The organism is Aureispira sp. CCB-QB1 (assembly GCF_000724545.1).
In the GTDB taxonomy this organism is placed as follows: domain Bacteria; phylum Bacteroidota; class Bacteroidia; order Chitinophagales; family Saprospiraceae; genus Aureispira.
Map to the genome: position 1 here is coordinate 268444 of NZ_JHBV01000030.1, position 22157 is coordinate 290600.

The 22157-nt window shown below is 34.9% G+C and carries 18 protein-coding genes; 4 read left to right on the plus strand and 14 right to left on the minus strand.

Annotated elements, in window-relative coordinates; genetic code table 11:
- Window positions 1-11 precede the first annotated feature (11 nt).
- From CG11_RS15560 to CG11_RS15575, 4 genes are all read right to left on the minus strand, one after another.
- Window positions 12-3137 (minus strand): glycosyltransferase, encoded by a 3126-nt coding sequence (locus CG11_RS15560; protein ID WP_197043861.1) that lies wholly within the window; start codon window positions 3135-3137, stop codon window positions 12-14.
- Between the two features lie 65 nt (window positions 3138-3202).
- The gene (locus CG11_RS15565) at window positions 3203-3946 is read right to left on the minus strand and encodes a glycosyltransferase family 2 protein (RefSeq protein WP_052597706.1); all 744 of its coding nucleotides are present in this window, start codon (window positions 3944-3946) and stop codon (window positions 3203-3205) included.
- Between the two features lie 57 nt (window positions 3947-4003).
- Window positions 4004-4495, minus strand: coding sequence for an acyltransferase (locus CG11_RS31000; protein ID WP_052597707.1), 492 nt, complete (start codon window positions 4493-4495; stop codon window positions 4004-4006).
- Window positions 4496-4547: 52 nt separating this feature from the next.
- A complete protein-coding gene (locus CG11_RS15575; protein ID WP_197043862.1) occupies window positions 4548-5582 on the minus strand; it encodes a Gfo/Idh/MocA family protein in 1035 nt (344 codons plus the stop codon).
- Window positions 5583-6666: 1084 nt separating this feature from the next.
- Here CG11_RS15575 and CG11_RS15580 point away from each other — a divergent pair.
- The 3 genes from CG11_RS15580 (at window position 6667) to htpG (ending at window position 11127) form a co-directional block, all read left to right on the plus strand.
- Window positions 6667-8445, plus strand: a complete 1779-nt coding sequence (locus CG11_RS15580) for a DUF4836 family protein (protein WP_197043863.1) — start codon at window positions 6667-6669, stop codon at window positions 8443-8445.
- Between the two features lie 103 nt (window positions 8446-8548).
- Window positions 8549-9040 carry a hypothetical protein gene (locus tag CG11_RS15585; RefSeq protein ID WP_052597709.1) on the plus strand — a complete coding sequence of 164 codons (492 nt, stop codon included), beginning with the start codon at window positions 8549-8551 and terminating at the stop codon, window positions 9038-9040.
- A 227-nt stretch (window positions 9041-9267) separates the two neighbouring features.
- A complete protein-coding gene (gene htpG, locus CG11_RS15590) occupies window positions 9268-11127 on the plus strand; it encodes a molecular chaperone HtpG (RefSeq protein WP_052597710.1) in 1860 nt (619 codons plus the stop codon).
- 73 nt (window positions 11128-11200) lie between these two features.
- Here the strand turns inward: htpG and CG11_RS15595 are convergent, their stop codons facing one another.
- Complete coding sequence (locus tag CG11_RS15595) at window positions 11201-12613, minus strand: hypothetical protein (protein WP_052597711.1); 1413 nt, start codon at window positions 12611-12613, stop codon at window positions 11201-11203.
- A gap of 598 nt (window positions 12614-13211) precedes the next feature.
- Between CG11_RS15595 and CG11_RS15600 the strand changes: the two genes are divergently transcribed.
- A complete protein-coding gene (locus tag CG11_RS15600) occupies window positions 13212-14645 on the plus strand; it encodes a T9SS type A sorting domain-containing protein (RefSeq protein WP_052597712.1) in 1434 nt (477 codons plus the stop codon).
- 197 nt (window positions 14646-14842) lie between these two features.
- Here CG11_RS15600 and lpxK read toward each other — a convergent pair whose 3' ends face one another.
- From lpxK to CG11_RS15645, 9 genes are all read right to left on the minus strand, one after another.
- Entirely contained in the window at window positions 14843-15877 is a 1035-nt protein-coding gene (gene lpxK, locus CG11_RS15605) for a tetraacyldisaccharide 4'-kinase (protein ID WP_197043864.1), read from the minus strand.
- A 189-nt stretch (window positions 15878-16066) separates the two neighbouring features.
- Window positions 16067-16600 (minus strand): DUF4442 domain-containing protein, encoded by a 534-nt coding sequence (locus CG11_RS15610; RefSeq protein WP_052597714.1) that lies wholly within the window; start codon window positions 16598-16600, stop codon window positions 16067-16069.
- Between the two features lie 18 nt (window positions 16601-16618).
- The gene (locus CG11_RS15615; RefSeq protein ID WP_052597715.1) at window positions 16619-17536 is read right to left on the minus strand and encodes an alpha/beta fold hydrolase; all 918 of its coding nucleotides are present in this window, start codon (window positions 17534-17536) and stop codon (window positions 16619-16621) included.
- A gap of 110 nt (window positions 17537-17646) precedes the next feature.
- A complete protein-coding gene (locus CG11_RS15620) occupies window positions 17647-18471 on the minus strand; it encodes an alpha/beta fold hydrolase (protein ID WP_156039792.1) in 825 nt (274 codons plus the stop codon).
- Window positions 18472-18528: 57 nt separating this feature from the next.
- Complete coding sequence (locus CG11_RS15625) at window positions 18529-19035, minus strand: thioesterase family protein (protein WP_052597717.1); 507 nt, start codon at window positions 19033-19035, stop codon at window positions 18529-18531.
- Window positions 19036-19094: 59 nt separating this feature from the next.
- Window positions 19095-19694: a TetR/AcrR family transcriptional regulator gene (locus CG11_RS15630; protein ID WP_052597718.1), complete on the minus strand. Its 600-nt coding sequence runs from the start codon at window positions 19692-19694 to the stop codon at window positions 19095-19097.
- 129 nt (window positions 19695-19823) lie between these two features.
- The gene (locus tag CG11_RS15635; protein ID WP_052597719.1) at window positions 19824-20219 is read right to left on the minus strand and encodes a hypothetical protein; all 396 of its coding nucleotides are present in this window, start codon (window positions 20217-20219) and stop codon (window positions 19824-19826) included.
- Between the two features lie 92 nt (window positions 20220-20311).
- Window positions 20312-21064, minus strand: a complete 753-nt coding sequence (locus tag CG11_RS15640) for a bifunctional 2-polyprenyl-6-hydroxyphenol methylase/3-demethylubiquinol 3-O-methyltransferase UbiG (protein ID WP_052597720.1) — start codon at window positions 21062-21064, stop codon at window positions 20312-20314.
- A 6-nt stretch (window positions 21065-21070) separates the two neighbouring features.
- Window positions 21071-21577 (minus strand): hypothetical protein, encoded by a 507-nt coding sequence (locus CG11_RS15645; protein WP_052597721.1) that lies wholly within the window; start codon window positions 21575-21577, stop codon window positions 21071-21073.
- Window positions 21578-22157: the final 580 nt, after the last annotated feature.

Below are 22157 nucleotides of genomic sequence, written 5' to 3' on the forward strand. Positions count from 1 at the left end.
ACGACCGTTTATTATTTAATCTTTCCCTCCCTTTTCAAACGCTCCTTTCTAGCTGTTGCTAACATTTGTTTACGAACAGCATCGTCATACATCTTTTTCATTTTTAAGGCCGGCTTATAGTCTGGCAAGATACTAAGAGCCACATTCAAGTTTTGCATTGCCTCTTGCCATTTTCCTTGGGTAGACAATTTTTTGGCCATAAAGAAACTCTTCTTAGCGTCATTTCCTAGATGTTGACAAATATTAATTGCCAAGTCATATCCCTGCGCTGGTTTTCCGCCATATTGGTCAAAGAGTTCTAGGTGTTCTATTGCTTTATTGAGCTCTTGTTTTTGTACCAATAAGTTAGCCAAGTGATAATGACCAAAAGTATATTTAGGATTGCACTCTACTGCTTTGCTAAAACATTTTTCGGCATTTTCAGCATCCTTCATTTGCATATAGCAAATTCCTTCCATCCCATAAGCATTAGAATAATCGGTCATATATTTGTGCAATTCTGTAACTGTTTCTTTGGCTAGTTGCGTATTGCCAGCCTGCAATGCGTATTGAGTTAACAACATCAAAGCACTATCATCTTTGGGATTTTCTTTTAGTACTTCTTGTAACAAAGCAATTGCCTTGGCATAATCCTTAGCCTTAAATGCAGCTGCCGCTTCTACAGATTTTTTGTTCGTCTCAGAACGCTTGCTGATCATACACAACGGCACATTATCCACTTTTACAGCATGTAACAATTCATTTCCTGCTGGCCAAACATCCTGCTCTAATGCTTTTTTATTGATAAATCTAGAAATGTATATTCCATAATCCCAATTGTGTTTAGCCCGTTCATGATAACGAGTATAAATCACCTTTACATTAGGATAATCTTTGAAATAATGATTGATTGGTAAATGTGCTTGCGTTCCAAATCGCACTTCTTCTCCTGCTTTTACCTCTGGTATATTTTCTATGACCCAGTCTACTGCTTCTTTGGTTGAATTCATCCAATAATCAGTTTCATAAGCACCAAAAGCGCCTTCTATTCCTCCCATGAATTCATTAAAGTAGGTATATTGGTGTGGATGTGCCGCAATAGTCCATCTTACTGGCAACGCCAATAAACCAAAGAAAATGACATAAACACCAATTTTAGCTGCTTTGGGTTTTAGATAATCAATCGTGAAAAAGTATCCATAGGTTGCTAAAATAATTAATGGGGGACAAACAAATAAGAAGTGTCTTATCCCATCATACAAAGCAGAATCTTTATAAATAACATAAGCTACAGGAAACAAGGCTGTAAATGCAAGCATCAATGTTATTATTCTATTGCGCGTATCTTTGACAATTGGCACGATAGCAAATATCAATCCCAATAAAACAACCAAAGGCAATACCGTTACCAACCACTTAGGCACATAATACCATGGCAAATACTCAGACCAATAATGTTGCCCTTCCCACAACATGCGTATTCCAACAGAGAAATTAGACATTTCTTGCAAAGCGTAAAACGGATTGTTTAGTGGATCTTCTAAAGCGTATGGCCAATACAGTATACCACCAAAGTATCCTAAAACAACAATAGCTACCAAAATACTCCCCAGTTTTATCAAATACTTAAAGTTAAACAACTGAGCTCGCAACTTAGTATTAAGGAGATGCATTCCTCCTGTAAATAAGAATAAATAAGGAATGATAATAATTCCTCCCGATCGCATTCCCATAGTTAATGAAATGCCTACAATAAGCCCAACAATAGAATTTAAAGAAGGTCGGGGCAGTTGGCGAACAAAATTCATCATAAAATAAATGCTGATGATATATCCTGCTGCAAAAGGAATATCCTTAGGGTTATTCATTGCGTGACCAAAAAGGCGAGGGAAGAAAATGACTAAGATAATTGTCCAAAAAGCTATTTTCCATTTTCTTGTGACTGAATAAGACAACAAACCAACAAACACAAACAAAATAGCTCCTACCAAAGCATTAAACATATGCCTTACTTCAAACAAATCCCAAGTTGTAAATACATACTTGTGCATCCAAGTAACGGTATAGTCAAATATCCCTCCGTAAAAATATAAATTGACAAAATTAAGCGCATTATCATCTACGCCTTCTGTCTCAAAATAATTTAAAACATGTGTCCCATATTTTTCCTGAAATCCTTCGTCTCCTGTAATACCATAATCAAAGCTCAAGTAAGGCAACATAAACAACACCAACAAAGACAAAGCAGCAAATAAGAATCTATAAATAGAATTGGCTTGCTTCCAATTGCTCAAACTATGTTCAACCTTCATTTCTTTGATAGAGTCAATCCAAAAGAAATTGAATATATTCTTAAAAATATTCACAAAGTTGGTCAAAGCATTCCCTGTACTTGTTGAAGATGCTCCTTTTTTTACATTATCAATAGATGCTTCTACAATAGCCAGATCATACAAATGAGCATAATGAATTACTTCTAGGTCAGGCGTCTTACTTTTGGAGCTAAGTTTATCAAATAATAATTTGCCAACTGTTTGAGGATACAATCTAAAAGGAGCTTCTACATCAACTACATTCATACCCGACCACAACTGTACCCATCCATTTGACAACTTCTTCACAATGCCGTCTGTTGTACTTTCGCCTTCTACATAATTCCTAACTCCTACGATAATACTACTATCATCCCAATCCTCTTGGGCGAGTTTTCTCAACCAATTAATAGGCGACTCTCCTTCTTCTTGAGATTTCCGAGACCAAGTCAAAATATGATTCCCAGTAGCTTGAGCCACACCAGCTTTTAGAGCAGCGGCTACTGTTTGGTGTTCTTCTAAATCAATTACCTCATAAGAAACTTGTTCAGATTGTCCCTCGTTATTATAAGTTTGGTTGATGACAGATAAGGTATCGTCACTACTTCCATTATTAACAAAAATAACTTCGTAAGGTAATTTCCAGTTTTGCTCCACTTTTTGAAGCTCCCTAAATATTGTTTGAAGTCCATCCTCTTCGTTATAAACAGGAATAACGATAGACAACTTACCTTGATATTTATTTTCAGGATATTTTCTTGACTGTTGGGCTTGTCGAGAACTCTTCTTCTTATTTTTAGCCGCCATATAATTATTAGGTTTAACTTGTATTGCTACTTTTCTCACACTAAATTTAGTTAGAGAACGTATTGGGTATTGATTTTAAGAGCAAAACTACAATTTATTGTGTCCTATTTTGATAATTTATTTTTATTTTTTCGTTTAAATCGTCTAAAAACTAGAATCAAACGGGGAATATCAATCACAGCTTGCTTCACAATAGCCCATGAAGCGCCTTTGCTTTTCCCTGCCTGTCTTGGCAAGTATTTAGACTTTACTTCTATCGCTTGATGTCCCAAATACATTAGTTTGCTACATATTTCGGACTCTACCAAAGAGCTTGTTATTTCTAGTTCCAAATCTTGTAAAGCGTTATTTTTATAGACCTTTACCCAGTTCACATCTTTGAGTTTGAGACCAATAAACAGCCAATTTAAAACATTATTGAACAAAGACAAAATATTTCTAGACAGTGTATAAGTAGTATTCTCTACTCGATAAAAAGCTATAATTGTCCTTTCTGGTATATTTTTGTAGGGCAGCAACTCTCCCAAGTCAAATTGACCATCGCCAGGAATCATCACTACATTATCCCCTGTTGCTTGTCGATACCCCGAATGCAAGGCTTTTCCGATGCCTAAGTTTATAGGATGGTGAATGTACTTAATGTTTTTGTGCTGTGGTTCGTCCAGCAATCCTCGAATTACTGCATCGGAATTGTCAGAACTACCATCGTTTACCACAATAATCTCTCCTTGAGGATTAGAAATAAGGGCTAACTTAGCTTGAACATGCTGAATAACACGTACAATGTTTTCTGCTTCATTAAAACAAAGAACAACAATTGACCAACTCTGATTCGCAACTTCTGACAATTTGATAAACGTTTAGTGCCTGTGATATAAAAATTCGTATAGTTGAGCCTCGATCTGCTAGGTTATAAATCGCACCAACTTAGCAGGATTGCCAACAACTACAGCATTTGCAGGAACATCCTTGGTAACCACAGAACCAGCTCCTACCAAGGCATTTTCACCAATAGTTACGCCTCCTAGTATCGTAGCACTCGTTCCTATCGAAGCCCCTTTCTTAACCAAGGTTTCTACTAATGTCCAATCCTTCTCTGTTTGAGGACTTCCATCTGGATTGGTTGCCCTTGGTACCATATCATTAATAAAAGAGACGTTATGACCAACAAATACGTTGTCTTCTATCTGCACACCTTCACAAATAAAAGAATGGCTGGATATTTTACAATTTTTGCCAATTCGTACTCCTTTCTGAATTTCTACAAAGGTACCAATTTTTGAACCATCATCAATAGAACAATGATAAGCATTCACAAAACTATATATTTTAACATCCTTACCAACCTTTACATGGTTAAGAATTTGCTGATTGGCATTCCATGTTAATTCTTTCATTTTTAATCTTCATTTATATACTTTCAATAGTTAATTACTATTTCGGCTCTTATTACCAATAAGAAACTTTTACCTCTTTACCTCCATTTTTGATAGATAACTGAGAAGCCTCTAAAACTTTGATGACATTGATTCCTGAAACGTAATCTGAGAGGGGTTGTTTTTGGTATAAAATAGCAGCAATAAAATCCGCTGCAACTCCAGACAATGCTTCTATCATAGGTATTTTAGGAATTTGAATATCTCCTACCCTATAATCTACCAAAACCCTTCTCTTTTCCTCATCACTGCGTTTTTCGGTGTAGTGATAACTGGTATCATAAATACGTACTTTTTCGGTGGGTTCTGTATCATCAAAAACAATCATTTTTTGATCTCCACCGATTAAGAACTTGCGTATTTTTACAGGAGAAGTCCACGAGCAATTAAAGTGTGCGATGATATTACTCTCGTAGTTCATTGTCAAATAAGCAATGTTTTCTATGCCATTATTGGTATGCGAAACCCCTGTTGCTTGCACACTGTAAGGCTTTTCATCTGTCAAATGGTTTAGAATAGAAATATCATGGGGTGCCAAATCCCACAATACATTCACATCAGGCTGAAATAATCCTAGGTTAATTCGTGTAGAGTCTATGTATTGTAATTTGCCAATCATCCCTGAGTCTACCAATCGCTTAATCGACTGTACCGCTCCCGTATACAAAAACGTGTGATCCACCATAAGAATCCGTTGCTTTTGTTCTGCTAAGTTGATGAGTATTTCTGCTTCTTCAGAAGTAGTCACCATCGGTTTTTCCAACAAAACGTGCTTGCCTGCCTCTAGTGCTTTTTTTGCCAATTCAAAATGTGTAAATACAGGGGTTGCAATTACAACAGCATCCACCTCAACATCTAAAATTGCTTGATCAGGAGATTTAGTTGTCTTGATAGCAGGATATAATTGTTCCGCTACCCGTAGGCGCTCTTCACGAAAATCGGCGACATAGAGTACTTCCCCATTTGTTTGTGCATTAAAATTTCGCACCATATTGGGGCCCCAGTATCCAAATCCAATTACTGCTACTTTTACGATATTTTGAGTCATTATAATATTTGCACGAGATTAATTCATAATTGATGCTGTTCTAAAGTAATAATATCGATATCGTCGAATATAGTCGTTCATTAAATAACCTCTGGCACTACGTCCGCACAAGCCTGCTCGACAAACTTAGTTAACGACATTGCTACTGCATGATTTCAACGACCATGTAGTAGCAGCACAACTAACTGCTGTTGACTACATTTTTTTACTTATTAGCATTATTTTAAAAGACCTATCGTCTCTACTCTATAAGAATACCAATTTTTGATTTTTTGAACAAAAAACCAAAACACTGTTCATATTAACAAGTTTCATTCTTAACAATCATCAACACTTCAAATAATTGGTGGGGACAAACAACTGTCTATTGTTATTGGAAGTTTTAAGTACTGGTAAAAATAGAACCTTTTCTTTATTAAAGGAGACTTTATTGTGAATTAATTTGCAAAGAAGAAAAATACTGATTTTTATAGTAGTTTTATGATTGCTATTGGAAAGCCTTTGAGACAAAAGATAAACCAACACAAAATTTAAATCCAACAGAGGTTTTCTACATTTTTTAGAATGTTATTGATCAAACATATAGTCTCTTGTTTATTAAATAAAGAATTTTGTATTGAACTATAATTAGTCTAATTTTGTATTTTATATGCTACAACTGCTGATTTTTTGAATCCTCAAAAGCTTAGTATATTGTAATAAGAATTTTTGATTGTTATCTAGAGTATTTTGGCAAAAACTCAAAACATTCTACACCTTGATAATCTTAACTATCAGAGTGAGGATAGGATATAAGACTTGCCAAAGGCTTGCTTAAAAATTTATGTTGCAGTGTACTAAAGTATGCAAGGTCACAATAAATATACTAAGTAAATCTAAAAAATAATTTGTCGATTTGCCTAATCTTTTTGTTTCCTTTCAACCTAAAATTTGTGCGTTTTATCTATTATGCACCACAATCTTAGTCTAAAATGAATCCAAAAATATCGTTGCAAATTTTTGATAGCTTATTTTTCAATCTTTACTAACCAACAAAATTATAAAATAAATTATGAAAAGTATTTCCACCCTAATTGTACTCTTTATGGCTACACAACTGCTAGTTGCTCAAGAAAATACAATGCAACGATTTATTGATAAAGACAAAGCTGCTTTTATCGCAACGTTATCTCCCTACCAAACTTATAGCAAACTAGACAAAGCCACTACAGACAAATACAATGTTAGTGAAATTCTTGCCCCCATGTTGCTTGGAATTGCTGGCGGGGATATGTCCGAAGAAAACGTCAAAAAAGTAGAACAAGATTTGGCTGACACCAAAAAAGTGGGGTTAAACACTCAAGAAGATATTTACATTTGGGCACAACGTCCAAACGAAATGAACGAAGAAGACCCAGAAGCTTTATTTATTAATCTAATCGTTCCAGTGACAGATGGCGACAAATTTAGATCCTTTCTAGATCAATTGTTTGGCGCAGACAAAATCAAATCAATGATCCCTAAAGGGGAGGCACTAAATATGGTACACAATGGTATGCTCATTAACTGGAATAAAGAACGCTTAATTATAACTGCATCTACTAGTGAGCAAAGTTTTTTTGAAGAAAGAGAGGAATTTGAAAGCCGTCAATCTGAAATGTATTTGGAACATGCCAAATCTTTGGGTTCGGTTACCTTGGATAACTCATTGGCAAAAGACACCGATTATCAACAACAATTGGACAAAGACGCTGACTTTAGCATTTGGATGGACTACAACAATTTAATGCCTCCTTTAGCGCAAGTTCCCATGCAAGCTAGAGACTTGGTAGGTTCTTTGTATGATCTTGTTGGCGGCATTAAAATTAGTGGTCACGGTTATGCAAAAAAAGGAGAAGGTGAATTCACAACAACAATGTATGCCAACGAATCTATGGCTCGCGTTTTTAACCAAGCATACAACCTTAAAATCAACAAAGACTTTTTCAAATATATTGACAATACTAACCTAATGGGTATGTATACCTTCGCCATGAGTCCCAAAGGTTTTATGGATTCTTACAGCTCTGAGGTTTACAAAGCATTAAAGAAAAGTAAAGAAGGAGCACTTGTTGCCAATATGCTTGATATCGTTGATATTTTTATTGATGAAGAAGAAATTTATACCTTGCTAAAAGGAGATATGTTGTTTGCTGTTACCGATATAAAAGTATTGGATCGCAAATCTTCTGACTTTGAATACGACGAAGAAACCGATAAATGGGAAGAAATTACAACAACCGTAAAAGAGCCCATGCCTATGGCTGTTATGATGTTCTCTTATGGCAGCGAAGAAAATATTATGAAATTCATTGATTTTGGTGCCAATGCTGGTGTACTTTCCAAAAGAGCAGATGGCGTTTGGGCTGTTGGTGGTGTTAGAGAAGAGATTGGTGTCGATATGTTTGTCATTATCAAAGATGGTGTTTTAATGTTTACCAATGATGAAAATATTACCAAAAATCTCAATGGTCTTCCCAAAAACAAACAGATGCCTGCAAAAGCTGTAAAGGATATTACGGCTCTAGTGCAATATGGTTTCTTGGATGCTCAAAAAATGATTAGCACTTCTAAATCAACTATGAAGGAAATGGGGCAAACCTTCCCCAAAGAGTTGGCTACTGTAGAAGAAAATCTAAACAAGTTTGAAATTAAAACATTTGCTCCTGAGGGTAATCAAATTAAATCAGATATGCGTCTAATTTTCAAAAACAAAGATGCTAACTCTCTACAAATCATGGTTGATGGAATGCTTAAAGTAATGGAAAGCAAAATGGGAGGTCGTGACGAAGAGCCTGTTTATGACGAAGAGGAAGAGAGTGAAGATGGCACTAAAAAACTATAGCCTTTTTTAATCCTTTATTTATTTTTAATAGCCCCTTGGTTGTTGTCTCAAATGGCATAAAATCAAGGGGCTATTTGTTTAATTATAAATTAATACGATAAACATGAATAATTTATTCAATTGTTTCGCAGAACAAAAAAACATTTTGCAGAAGAATACTCCTCGCCTTTTAGATTATTATGCCCAACTTGCTTCAAGTTATAAGCAACTAAAAGAACAGCATGACTTTGAACACCTTTTTATTGTTAATCATGAGACTAAGTTCTTTCAAAATGTCTCTATTGTTGATAAGAATGAAGACTGGACAAGTTTAGACCAATTTGAAGTAAGTTTTAGCGACCATCAAGCATTTGGCTTATGGGATACAGAAGACGAAAATCCAGAACATCCTATCAGTGATTTTTTATGGTTAGAAACAAGCATTCAGCTCAACCATATTTTTACACTTTGGATGCTAGAAACAGCACATCAATCTCAATTAAAAAATATTGCTGCTTCTATTTTTTATAGTACCAACGGACATTTTGAAAATATTTGGAACTTAAAAACATGGGCAGGACCTGTTGATATTGATGATTTAAAAACTATTCTATAAATACCCAATAGGTTCAACATAAGGAAGAAATATAAAAAACAGCTTTGCTAAACCTTCCCCACTTCTCGCACATTTTCCGTCAAAAGTACCCTTTTCAAATGTTTCTTAACAACATCTGACAGCTATAAAGTCATTTTGTCAGTCATTTTTTGGATGGAATACATTTTGGTAAGAATAGTTTATTATTATAAAAATGTAAATTATTAACTCAAAAAATAAATTAAATCATGCGAAAGGGCAGTATTTCTGTAGAAACGGAAAATATTTTTCCAATCATTAAGCAATTTTTATATTCTGACCAAGAAATCTTCTTGCGTGAGCTAATTGCCAATGCAACAGATGCGACAAGCAAACTACTTACCTTAGCTAGACGTGGCGAAGTAGAACATGAAGTTACCGACACTAGAATCCGTGTGTCTATTGATGCTGATGCTAAGACATTAACGATTTCTGATCGTGGTATCGGAATGACAGAAGAGGAAGTTTTAAAATACTTGAATCAAGTAGCCTTTTCTTCTGCAACAGAATTTGTAGAAAAATATAAAGAGGAAGCATCTATTATCGGACATTTTGGTCTTGGTTTTTATTCTGCATTTATGGTAGCGGATAAGGTAGATGTTATCACCAAATCATACAAAAAAGATAGTGCTCCTGTAAAATGGTCTTGCACAGGAGATCCTGAGTACACACTAGAAGAAGTTGAAAAAGCAGACTATGGAACAGATATCGTGTTGCACATTAGTGAAGATAGCGAGGAGTTCTTGCAACAATACAGAATTAGTGAATTGTTGAACAAGCACTGTAAATTCTTGCCTATCGAAATCGAATTTGGAACGCGTACCGAATACTTAGAGGATGAAACCATTACAAAAGAAGATGGTACTGAAGAGAAAAAATCCATCGAAGTTCCTAATGTTATCAACAACCCTAATCCTGCTTGGAAGAAACAACCTTCTGAGTTAAGCGATGAAGAATACCGCAGTTTTTATACGGAGTTGTTACCTTCTGGCGAACCTCCAATGTTTTGGGTACATTTGAACATTGACTATCCATTTAACTTGACAGGTATTTTGTATTTCCCTAAATTGGGCAACCAATTAGAAATTCAACGCAACAAAATTCACTTGTATAGCAACCAAGTTTATGTTACGGATGAAGTCAAAGAAATTGTACCAGAATTTTTGACCTTGTTGCATGGTGTTATTGACTCTCCCGACATTCCACTAAACGTTTCTCGCTCTTACCTACAAAGTGATCGTAATGTAAAGAAAATCACAGAATACATCACTCGTAAAGTGGCAGATCGCTTGGACGAAATGTTCCGCAAAGAACGGGAAGAGTTTGATAAAAACTGGGAGAACATGAGCGTATTTGTTAAATATGGTTATGTAACAGAAGAAAAATTTGCAGATAAAGCTCAAAAATTCATCTTATTAGAAAATGTAGACGGAGAGCGTTTTACCATCGAGGAATATCAAGAAAAAGTAGGCGTTAATCAAGTAGACAAAGACAATAGAACGGTTGTTCTGTATACCAATGACAGAGATGAGCACGATGCTTATATCCAAGCGGCTAAAGAAATGGGCTACGATGTTCTACACATGGATACTATGATTGATGTTCACTTCATTCAAGCCTTAGAGCGCAAGTTGCAAAATGTACACTTTGTTCGCGTTGATTCCGATACACCAACCAACTTGATTCCTAAAGATGAAACACGTGAATCGGTTCTATCTGATGATGAGCAAAAGAACTTGGAAGAAATTTTCAAAAAATGCGTGACAGAACAAGGAGCTACTGTAAAACTAGAAGCCTTGGCACCTTCTGATTTGCCAATCGTTATCACTCGCCCAGAATTCATGCGCCGTATGCAAGAAATGTCGGTTATGCAAGGTATGACAATGAACATGGGAGATATGTACAATGTTGTTATTAATACCAACCACGAAGTAGTAGGCAATGTATTAAAGGGCAACGACGAATCTAAAGCAAAACATCTTTATGATTTGGCTCGTTTGCACAACGGTATGCTAAAAGGAGGTGAATTGACCAATTTCATCAAAAAATCGGTCGATTTAATGAAATAGTAGTGTAGAAAATACAACTGTATTATATAAAGCGTTCTTAGTTGCTATCAATTAAGAACGCTTTTTTTATGCTTTAATCCAATTGCTCCAAGAGCCATTTTTTCTCCAGTAATTTTTGAGTTCCCTCTATCTCTTTATACAATTTTTCTCTTGCCTTCTTATTAAAGGGAGGTAAATTGATGAGTTTTTGCATCATCCGAATAAAGTTCTTATAAATCTCTTGATGGTAAGCCAAGATTTCTTTTCGTCGCAAAAATACTTTAAAGCTATTGATAAATGATTCCAAAACATCGTACTCGTCTAGTTGATAATAGACTTTCATCAACAATACTTTGGCATCCATTGTAATAAAAAGTTCCCTATAATCCACTTGCTGTAAACGAATCATTGTTTCCTCATATTTCCCTTGTGCAAAGTAAAGCATCGAATAGGCATTGTGGACATAAGTCTCATGAAATTGAGGTTCTACAAATGGCTTGTATTGCTCAATAAACTGTTCTGTCCAATCAATTTTGCCTAAGCGCAACGCTAACTTTGTAATATTATTAAAAGTAAAAGGGCTAAGTATTCCATTTTCGTCAAACAAAACTCTTAAATCCAAGCCTACATTATAAAAATCAAATAGCTCTAGTTGGTATTCATTTTTACCAATATTGATGCTTTTGATACAATAATTTAAGGCAAAAGTATACAAATCCTGCAATTCTCCATGCTCAAAGGCTTCTGGTGAATTTAAAAAGATGGCTTTAAACTTTTGAAAATCAGCTTCGGCTTCTTCCCCATCTAATGTGGTTGCTCTATAATAATAATAATACAAGGAAATTGCTGGATACTCTAATAACTCTGGCGCTTGTTCGATGTACGGCAACACAACATCCAACAAACCCAAATCATATTTTTGTTTATAAACTGCCTCATGCGCTAGAGCCACACAAGCCATTTTTAATTTTTGAGACAAGAAATATAAATCTAACTTTGTATTTACCTCTTGCAAATTTTTGGAGGTGTTACGTTGTTGTACCGACAAGAAAGTATAATGATCCAACTCTATTGCCAATGCCTTTTTGTGGTGATAAATATCTCTCAAAGGACTTTTTTGTTGGTGTCGTTCTGCAGCTACTAATGCTTGTCGATAATGTTTGGACAGCCCCAACTTTCGATATTCTTCCATCAAGGCTATTTGCACATTGATCTTATTCTCGACGGCATTTTCGTACACCAAAAACTGTTCAATGACTTTGAATAAAAAAGACATTGTATAATCCATCTGGTCAGAACTATATTTTTTCTTGCCAAATATTTTGGGAAATGCTTTTTCTTTTCGAAGGGCAACTCGATTTTCTAAAGGAGTTTTATACAAAAGCTCAAACAAAGCAATCACATCTTCCCGCTTATTATGATAAGGAGAGCATACGAATTTACGCAAACCTCTAAGCTGACTTTTCGACAAACGATAAAAAATATCGACCAATTTACTACTATACATAACTTTTTTTTTTGAGAAAATGACAGTGTAAAGCTTATATTAAGGCTAAATTAAATTAAATTAATTAGAGAATTGAACTTTTTTGTCTTTTTTTCTACGATAATCTATTTAGATATTTGTATAAGAGAAGAAGCCAATACTATTAAAATATTAGAATTGGCAGCAACTAGAAAAAGTCTGGTTGTCTTACTTTGGTTAGAATATGTGTAAAAGCATGTTCATTAAATACAGAATTTGTTGGTTACTTCCATCTTAAATTTGAAAAGGGGTTTTCAAATTTTGAATCATTCAAGCAAGATGGAAGGTTTATTAGAGAAATCTAGTAAAAATTTAGGAGCTAAAGTTGTTATTAAGTTGGGGAACGAAAAAAAACTTTAGCTCCTTTTTCTAAAAAAAAGTCATCGTACACCTAGGTAGTACGATTTTTGATACATTAAGAGAACCTATTATAATCTAGCACGGATTTATATGATTATTACCTGCTGAATCAAAAATATACGCAGCACCACCACCATTAAAATCATAGATCCATAGAGGTGTTGAACCTACCAAACATTCTACGTTCAACTGAGAGATTAGACGAAAAAAAAAAGTACACATGGATAAATCTAAACACAATCTCCGTTCAAATTTCCTATTAGTCCTATTTGCAATAAGCAGCTTTTCTTTATTTGCACAAAAACAAGTCAACACAGGCAGTGTCACTCTAAGTAATAACAATGGTCAAACAGGAACGACACAAATACAATCAAATAGAATTCGAAACCTCTCTATTACGTCTAGCACAACGGCACAGCAAGAGCGTAAAATTTCTGGAACTAGCTTAGGAGTTATTCCTGGAAATGTTTATACCAATAATATTTTAACTTCTGCTGGTGGAGATATGACAAGCAACAGCAATAGCAATAACGATGTTGTTAATTGTCCGATGATGTATGTACAGGTAACCATTCCTTTTTTGCAAAGTTGTGTCAATTCAGTTGCTCAAATAGACTACTGTAATCATGGAACGGCAACAGCAATAAATTCTTACGTTGATATTGAGTTACCTGCGGAGTTATCATTGGATAGTGCTGAAATTCCCTATACAGTTCAAGGAGCTAATGTGTACCGCTTTCAACTTGGCAATATTCCTGTTGCTAATTGCAATCAATTTGAGCTTTATTTTACAACAACTTGTGATTCTAGTCTTATAGGAGATCAACATTGTATTCAAGCACATATTTATCCTGACACGCTTTGCAATAGTGTGCAAAATACGCCTTTGATAACTGTCAATGCTAATTGTAATGCAGCAGGAAAAACAACTTTTACTCTTAATAATCATGGTACTGAAGTTACATTAGATCAGTACATGCAATTAATTGTTATTGAGGATCACTTATTGGCAGGAGGCACACCTGCTGTTTATTTGGATGACACTTTGGAGCTTGAAAGTCAGGGTACTTTTGCTCGTGGCTTTACTGGAGGGCAACAACATTATGAACTCAAACTAACAGATGGACAAGGCAATCAATTGGTACACTCAAGAGTAAACAACTGTTATGCAGGCTCTCAAAATGTTGTTATCAATACATTCCACACACACCAACACTTGAATCAATTTGGAAATGGCGGTATATTGCCGTCTATTAGTCAAGGTTGCGCTATCAATGGAGAAGCAACGGCTCAGACCAACTCATCCTTTATTCCTGCCGCTAATTCATCGCCTAATTACAATAATAGTTCAACAACTAACAGTAATAATAATGGAAATACTTCCGATTTAGAACAATTAGAAGTAGCCGAAACAACTGTAAAAGTTTTCCCTAATCCATTTAATTACTATACAACAGTTGAAATAGAAGGTCCTATAGCTGACCGATTCATGTTTAGATTATATGATGCAACAGGCAAGATAGTCCGTATCATGGAAATTGAAGGTCAACGAACATTCCAAATTGAGCGAGAAAACTTATTGCAAGGTATGTATCTTTATCAAATAGAAGCTCAAGGCAAGTTTATCGACTCTGGAAAATTAATAATAAAATAAATAAAGGTTATACAAATAAAATCGCATTAAATTGATTATCAACAAGGTATACTTTCACCTGTTTTAATTCTAAAAAACTGATAATCAACTGCACAGCACTCAAGAAATAAAATAATAACAAGATAGAAAGTTGGTTATAAGTAGTTCGTTGCTACTTTTGTTCCTGCTAGTAGGGGTACTAGCAGGAATTTTTTATTTCAGTCCCTATTCAAATGATTTAATAAAGTTTCTCGGAGTAAATTCTCTTCGTTAAAAGCAATCTGAACTTCAATTGGCAATACATATATTAGCAGATTCTCTTGTGCTAAGTAAGCCTGATATGGCTTTAGTTTAGTTGCATCCTTTTCTGTTGTAATAATAAGTTGACTTGAACTTATTTTTTTGATTTTTTCAAGATCTTTTAGCGTATAATGATGGTGATCAGGAAATTTTAGTGCTTGAACCTCGGAAGCATAAGATGTAATATATTCTTCCAAATAATGAGTATTAGCAATTGCTGTTACCAAAGTAATTTTCTGGTTTTTCAATTGGTCTAACTCTACCAATTGTTGTTTATCAAACAATTGATACAAGGCTTGATACTTAAAATAAGAAAAGAAAACACGTTGAGAAGGCAATGGCTTTATAGCTTGAAGGAAGGCAACTTTTTGTGCCTGACTAATGATCGTAGGGCACTTGGTAATAATAATAATATCCGCCCGCTGATAACCACTTCTAAACTCTCTTAAACGCCCCATTGGCAGTACCCAATCTCTAAAAAAAGGTTGTTCAAATGTAGTCAACATAATCTGTAAGCTAGGCTGTATCGCCCAATGTTGAAAGGCGTCATCTAACAAAATACAATCAATTGCCTTGTTTTCTTTTAAGGCAGCTTCTACCCCTAACACTCGGCGCTCGGCCACTACCACTGTATTATTGGGAAAACGTTGTTTCAATTGCAAAGGCTCATCCCCTACCTCACTAGCAAGACTATTTGTTTCAACCAATCGAACTCCTGTTGTTTGTCTATGATAACCTCGACTAACAATTCCAGGCGTCAAAATGGGTTGTAGCATTTGAGTAAAATAAGCGACATGAGGACTTTTTCCTGTTCCGCCTACCGATAAGTTGCCCACATTAATCACAGGAATATCAAATGACTTTGCTTTTTTATTTCCGTACTGATAAAAGGCTCTGTGCAATCTAACTAAATTACCATACAACAACGAAAATGGATACAATATGTAACGCAATACATTCAAAATCGTTTATTTTTCTCTTTTGTTATCAATTGAATATAAAAAATAACAAGTACCTTGCAGTAGTAGTGCAACACACTATTGCATAACAAAGTAACAATAAAAAATGAGCTACTCCAACTTATGAAGTAGCTCGTATTTAAAATTATGTTTTTAATTCTTTCTGATACTTTAACTGTTGGTTTATACAGATGCAGCTTTTCGCTTGGCGCGCTTTTCTTTATAATAAGATTTGTTGGCAATATAAATTGTCTTTCTTACTTCACAATAAACCTTCGTTTGATCTTTGTTGGTCAAATAAGTTGTTTTTACAATTTCTATCTCTTGTTCCGTTTCTACTTTTTTCTTGATTGCTTCCACTTCGTCCAATGTGTATGTAAAACTAGCATAGATATTTTCTCTAGCAGGTATTTTGAAGAAAATTTCAGCAGCTTTATCCCACACAACATAGTTCTCATCCAATATATTCATTAACTGAACCATCGGAATAGGATCTACAGCAGAAAACATACTTCCACCAAAAATAGAATTGACATAGTTTTTGTTTTTATAACTAATTGGCAGTTCAATTTTAATTGTCATTAAGTCTGTAGATACCTCCAAAATCTTAGCCGTACTTCTTCGATACATAGGAGACCAGTTGAAACCATATTTAAATAAGGTGGACTTTCCAATATACTTGGAGCCAATTTTGGCAATTGATTGATAGATTGACATAGTATTGTGGTTGATTGATTAATTGTACTTTTTCAAATGAGCATCCATCGCTTTCCAAACCTCTTTAGGCTGGTCTTGTACCAACCAATGGCTAGCATCTAACTCAATGAGTTGGTACTCGCCTTTCATATACTGTTGAGTAGCTTCTACAGATTGACGGCCTAAAGCTTGGTCTTTGTTGCCCCAAATTAAGGTTGTTGGTATTTGAACTTCAGCAATATTCAAATTTTCTGAAATTTGAATCATTTTATTCCAATTCTTGCGATAATAGTGCAAACAAGTGGTCAAGGCTCTTTTTCCACTAAAAACAGCTTGATAAGCTGCCACTTGTTCAGGTGTTGATAGATACCAACACGATTCTTTTAACCGTTTAAAATCTTTGGCTTTTAGAACCGCTTCTGGCAAAAAACTTAATTGAAACAACCTAGCATACGAACTCATTTCTTTTTGTTTTTCGTCGTTCTTAACCGCATTACCTAATGCAGTTAGATGCGGAACCGATAAAGCCACCCAAGATTTGACGTGTTGAGGATACAAACCAACAATAGACCAGCCAATTGCAGAACCCCAATCGTGCCCCATAAGATGAAAATTTTCGATTCCTTTAGCTTTAGCAATTTCAATAATGTCTTTGGCGATCTTTTCAATCGCATAATTTTTAATTCCTTTTGGTCTTGCCTTAGGACTGTATCCTCTCATATCAGGAGCAATACAATAATAGCCTTGAAGATGCAAATGTTCCATCGTAGATTCCCACATATGAGAAGTTTCAGGAAACCCATGCAATAGAATGATAGCAGGACCATCAGAAGGAGTGCCAATTGTTCGACAGTTAAACTCAAAGTCATTGGCTTTTATTTGTTCTAATTTTATTTCTGTCGCCATTAGATGCAAAGAAAAACTGACAAAGAACAAGACCAATAAGATTTTATTCATAAGGTGATTTTTATTTTAGACAACCAAAAATTAACAAATGATTGTCAAGTATATACAAAAGTATTTTTCATTTCCACAAACAACAAAAGAAAGCCTAATAGGCTGCTAACTTAGTTAAGTTGTTCTGTAGCAATTTTTTTAAGTTCATCTGACCACAGAATAGAATAGTGTCCCAGATTATCCAGCTCAATTAAACGAGACTGATGAATTGCTTTGTGCGCAATTCTCGCAGAATCAATGGGAATCACTCGATCTGTTTTAGAATGTACGATTAGAGCATTTTTCACATGCTTTACCTTCGTTCCATAGTTATTGATATTCATATCATTAATTGGAATTCCCATATCCGATTCTACCAATTCAATTACTTTATTGACCGTTCGAGTCCCAACACCCAACGTTTTAGAAACCTGCTCTATACGATCTCTAAAATCATGAGGGGTCGTTACAGCCATCCATTGTTGGATTGGTATTTCGATATTGTTGCTCATTGCAATTATGCTGGTAACACTCCCAAAAGAATGGCTTATAATCGTGGTCGGCTTATATTGGTTCAAAAGATCCGTTGCCAATTCTGAGAACTCAAACATACTAGTATTGCCTTTTGAACTTCGACCATGCGAGGGACCATCAAAAGCAACTACATAGTATCCCTTTGACAACAAAATATCTACCATTGCCCCAAAATTACCTGCCTGCCCTTCCCAACCATGTATCAACAAAGCTGTTTTATCGTTAGGGTTTCCCCACATATACATTTGTATGTCAAATTGCTTGAATCGAATGCGCTCTTGTTTAGCTCGATCCAAAACTTCATCCTCAAAAGCACGCAACTTTTTGATTCTAGGGTTAGACATGAATTGATACACTTGTTTAGCCAAAACACTAGGAAACAAGGTATTCATTATTTTGAAATACATTTTTGATAACATCATGTTCTTTATTTTTTTGAAAGAAGTTCTAAAAAACAAGCCCTTCTATCAGTCAACAGATTACACTAACACAGGTTCTTGCTGAACAGCATTCCTTCTCCAATATTGGTTACGAGCATCAAAATTAGCTTGCTCTACAGGCAATACCACTTGTCCAAACAGTTCCATCAATTCTTCTGAATGAGTGCCCACTTTTTGATTTTTCAAGTTGACTTGGACAAAGCGTACCCACAAAAATGCTTTTAATTGTGTTCTATTTTTATTCCACATTCGTATTTCCACATCAAGGTGTTTCTCCGAAAAATTCATCAACTGAGAGTCCATATACAAATCTTCCATGGTAACAGCTGAGTTGATATAAGAAATTTGATTGGTGGCAACGACCCATCCAATACCTTTGTTTCTAGCCAAATCAAATAAATCCAAGCCATAGTGTTCTTGAATTTGATCTTCTCTAGCATTCATCATATAATCAATGTATTTTCCATTGTTGAGATGATTAAAAGGATCTGAATCTTGAAACCTAACCTTTGTTCTGCTACTGATTACCTTTTCTAATTTTTGCATAATCTTTCATTATCAATAATATACCGATCGGTATATTATTAGGTAAAAAAATATTTTTACTATGAATACTTCAATTCTAATTTTATCATTTTATCAATATGATTCATCATATCAACTACATAACTTTTGTCCCCTAAAGTCAAGGTCATAAAAATACCGCCTTGAATCATCGCAAACAAACGCTTACTATACTGTTCTGCATTTACTCCAGCTTTCATTTCACCTTGCTCAATTCCTTTTAGAATAATATTCGCCATACTTTGCTCTAATTTGCGAATAACATATTTTACTCTAGCCAATAAGCGTTCGTTTTGATTGTTGGCATCAACACCAATATTCAAAATTGGGCAGCCACCATTAGAATCTGTAAAATCTAAATAGTTTCTATAAAAATCGGTAATGGCAAACAGCTGGTTCAATGGAGATGTTTCGGCTTTAATTCGAGCAGAGACCTGCCCCATAATTAACCGAACATTGTAATTAAATGCCTCTATGGCTAATTCTTCTTTGTCTTTAAAATTACCATAAATAGCTCCCTTAGTCAACCCTACTGCATCTGTAATTGCTTTCATACTCGTTCCCATATATCCATGTTTATTGAATATAGGAGCTACTTTTTTGAGAATATACAAGCTTGTTTCAGCAGATTTTCTAGCCATTTTTTCTATTTTCTTAATATGATTTGAATACAAAGATACAAAAATATACCAAACGGTATAATTTTAAAAGCATAAAAAAATACCGATTGGTATATTTTTATAAACAATACTCTATGCACCTCCAGACATTTAGAACTTCGTCCAAATTTGTTTGCCCCCTGGAGCATTGGGATGTTTGGCGTTAATTATTTTGAGTTGACTGGCTGATTCTACTTCTATAAATGCTTTCCAAAGTGTACCATCAGCACTCAAATCCAAGAACTGAAAATCACCGGACTCTGCTATTGCTGTAATATTTCTCCATTTCAATTCTTGCAAACGAAAATTGCTATTAGGAGGCACAGAAGTGATCACAGCACTATCTCCTTTTGCTATATGTATGGTCATGCTATCTGACCGAGCATCCGTACTACTCACTCGCAACCAATTGCCTACGAGGATTTCTACCCCATGCTCAGGTGTTGCTTTTTCACAAGCCATGAACAACCAACAAAATACAATCCCTATAAAATATCTTTTTTTCATTTTATACTCTTTGTTTTACTTATTTCACTTCACACAAAAACACATCACCTTAATTACGAACAATACACACAAAGCGTTTGGGCTAACTTTTATTAAATATCTTCTTTCGATAACTTAACATAGTAAGTCATGGCCTCTTCCAAGTTAGCTTCTTTTATAAATTCCATCTGTTCATAATCGACACGCCCACCTGCTTGAATATCCATCAATTGCAATCCTGTTCCTTCCAGCAAAAGTTGAAAATCTACAGGAGTATAACAACGTAAAAATTGACGAACGACCGTATTAGGGTCATCCTTACGCCACCAACTATCTACCAATCGAGCCTCCAAAACATCAAAATTATATTGCCGAAAACAAGCTCCTAAATCCATTGTCCTACCATTGGCAATCCCAGCCCAATACCAAGTTGCCCCTACCTCGATAATAATACTCCCATTAGGCTTTAACCAAGCTGCCATTCGTCTTAGTAAATTTCTTTGATCTTCATCCGTTCCTATCCCAAAACTATCAAAATAGCAAATCAAATCAAATTGTTCTTTGTAAGCAAATGTATAAAAATCGCCTTGTTGAATAGCAATTTCCACCTTCATTTGATGACTTAACTTTTGAGCATGCCACACCGATTCTTCCAACAACTCAATCATACTCACCTCATGCCCTAATTCTGCCAAAGCAATTGCTGTTTGCCCCCCTCCTGCTCCCAGCTCTAAAACTTTTTTAGCACTTGAGTCTGTCATTTTATTGAGCAACAACGCCCGTTCTCTATGACTTTCTTCAACAGGTCCCAGATACACACCAAACCATTCGTTTTGCGCCTCATAAAAGGTTTTCACCCAATCCATTTCTTATTAATTTTTATCATCTATAATCAAATGTTCTGATAAATCTTTATCTATCAATTGTATCTTTTGTATATTTATATAACAAGCAAATAAGACAGTCGTACACGTTAATAATACCCAATACCCCCAGTCAAACATCCTTAAGCTTGCCATTGAAAAACCACGATCATATAATGCATAAAGTGGCAATAAATACACCACACTTCCAACGCCAAAGAGAAAATAATTGATCATTCGTTGGCGAGTGGAATAATAGCGTTTCTTAATGGTATATTTATAAAATGCATAGCCCATAATAGGCAACCAAAATAAAGTACTAAATACTAAGGTTATGATGATCATCACATCTATTGGCGCACGTCTTCTTTCTAAGTAATAAAACTCAAAAATTTTCCAATAAACTTCTGTCCGATTATGCCCCTCTAAAAATGGACACAAAAAAGTTCCTACTCCTATAACAAACGTAATCCAAAAACTCTTTTTTATCCGTTCAATTTTTTTATCCTCATCCATTTTTTAATCTGTTAAACCAATCTACCAAGCCTTTTCAAAAATTAATCGTTCGCCAAGGTAACCTTTTATACATTTTGAAAAACACCCCAAAATGGTTATTGTGACCACTCTTATCTCCACAAAAAGTGGTCTAAAAAACTCTCTTTTACAGATTATTCGCAATATCTTTTAAAACCACTACTAAAAACAGATTACCTAAAAAGCATATCATCCTAATTATCAACAAGATGCTTTCTTCTATTTTTTATAGAACCCGAAGACTCACGAAGTAAAAACTAAAAAACTAAGCTTGCCGAGTAGCCTTCACGAAGCTAATCAACGGAGTATTATTATTTTATACAAGCACTTTATTAGCCAACTACATTACTAGTATAGGCTATTTCAGTAGTGCTGTTCAGTTGATAATCAGTCTTATACAATCAAACCTCACAAAATTTTAACAATCTAATTATCAACTTAATACAAGGTACTTTTTTAAGTTTCCTGTTAAAAAACATAAAAATTAGCACACTATTCACTAAAGTAAAATAGCAAAAATCCCTAACTTTGAGGCACAACAAAACAGATAGACTCATATTTT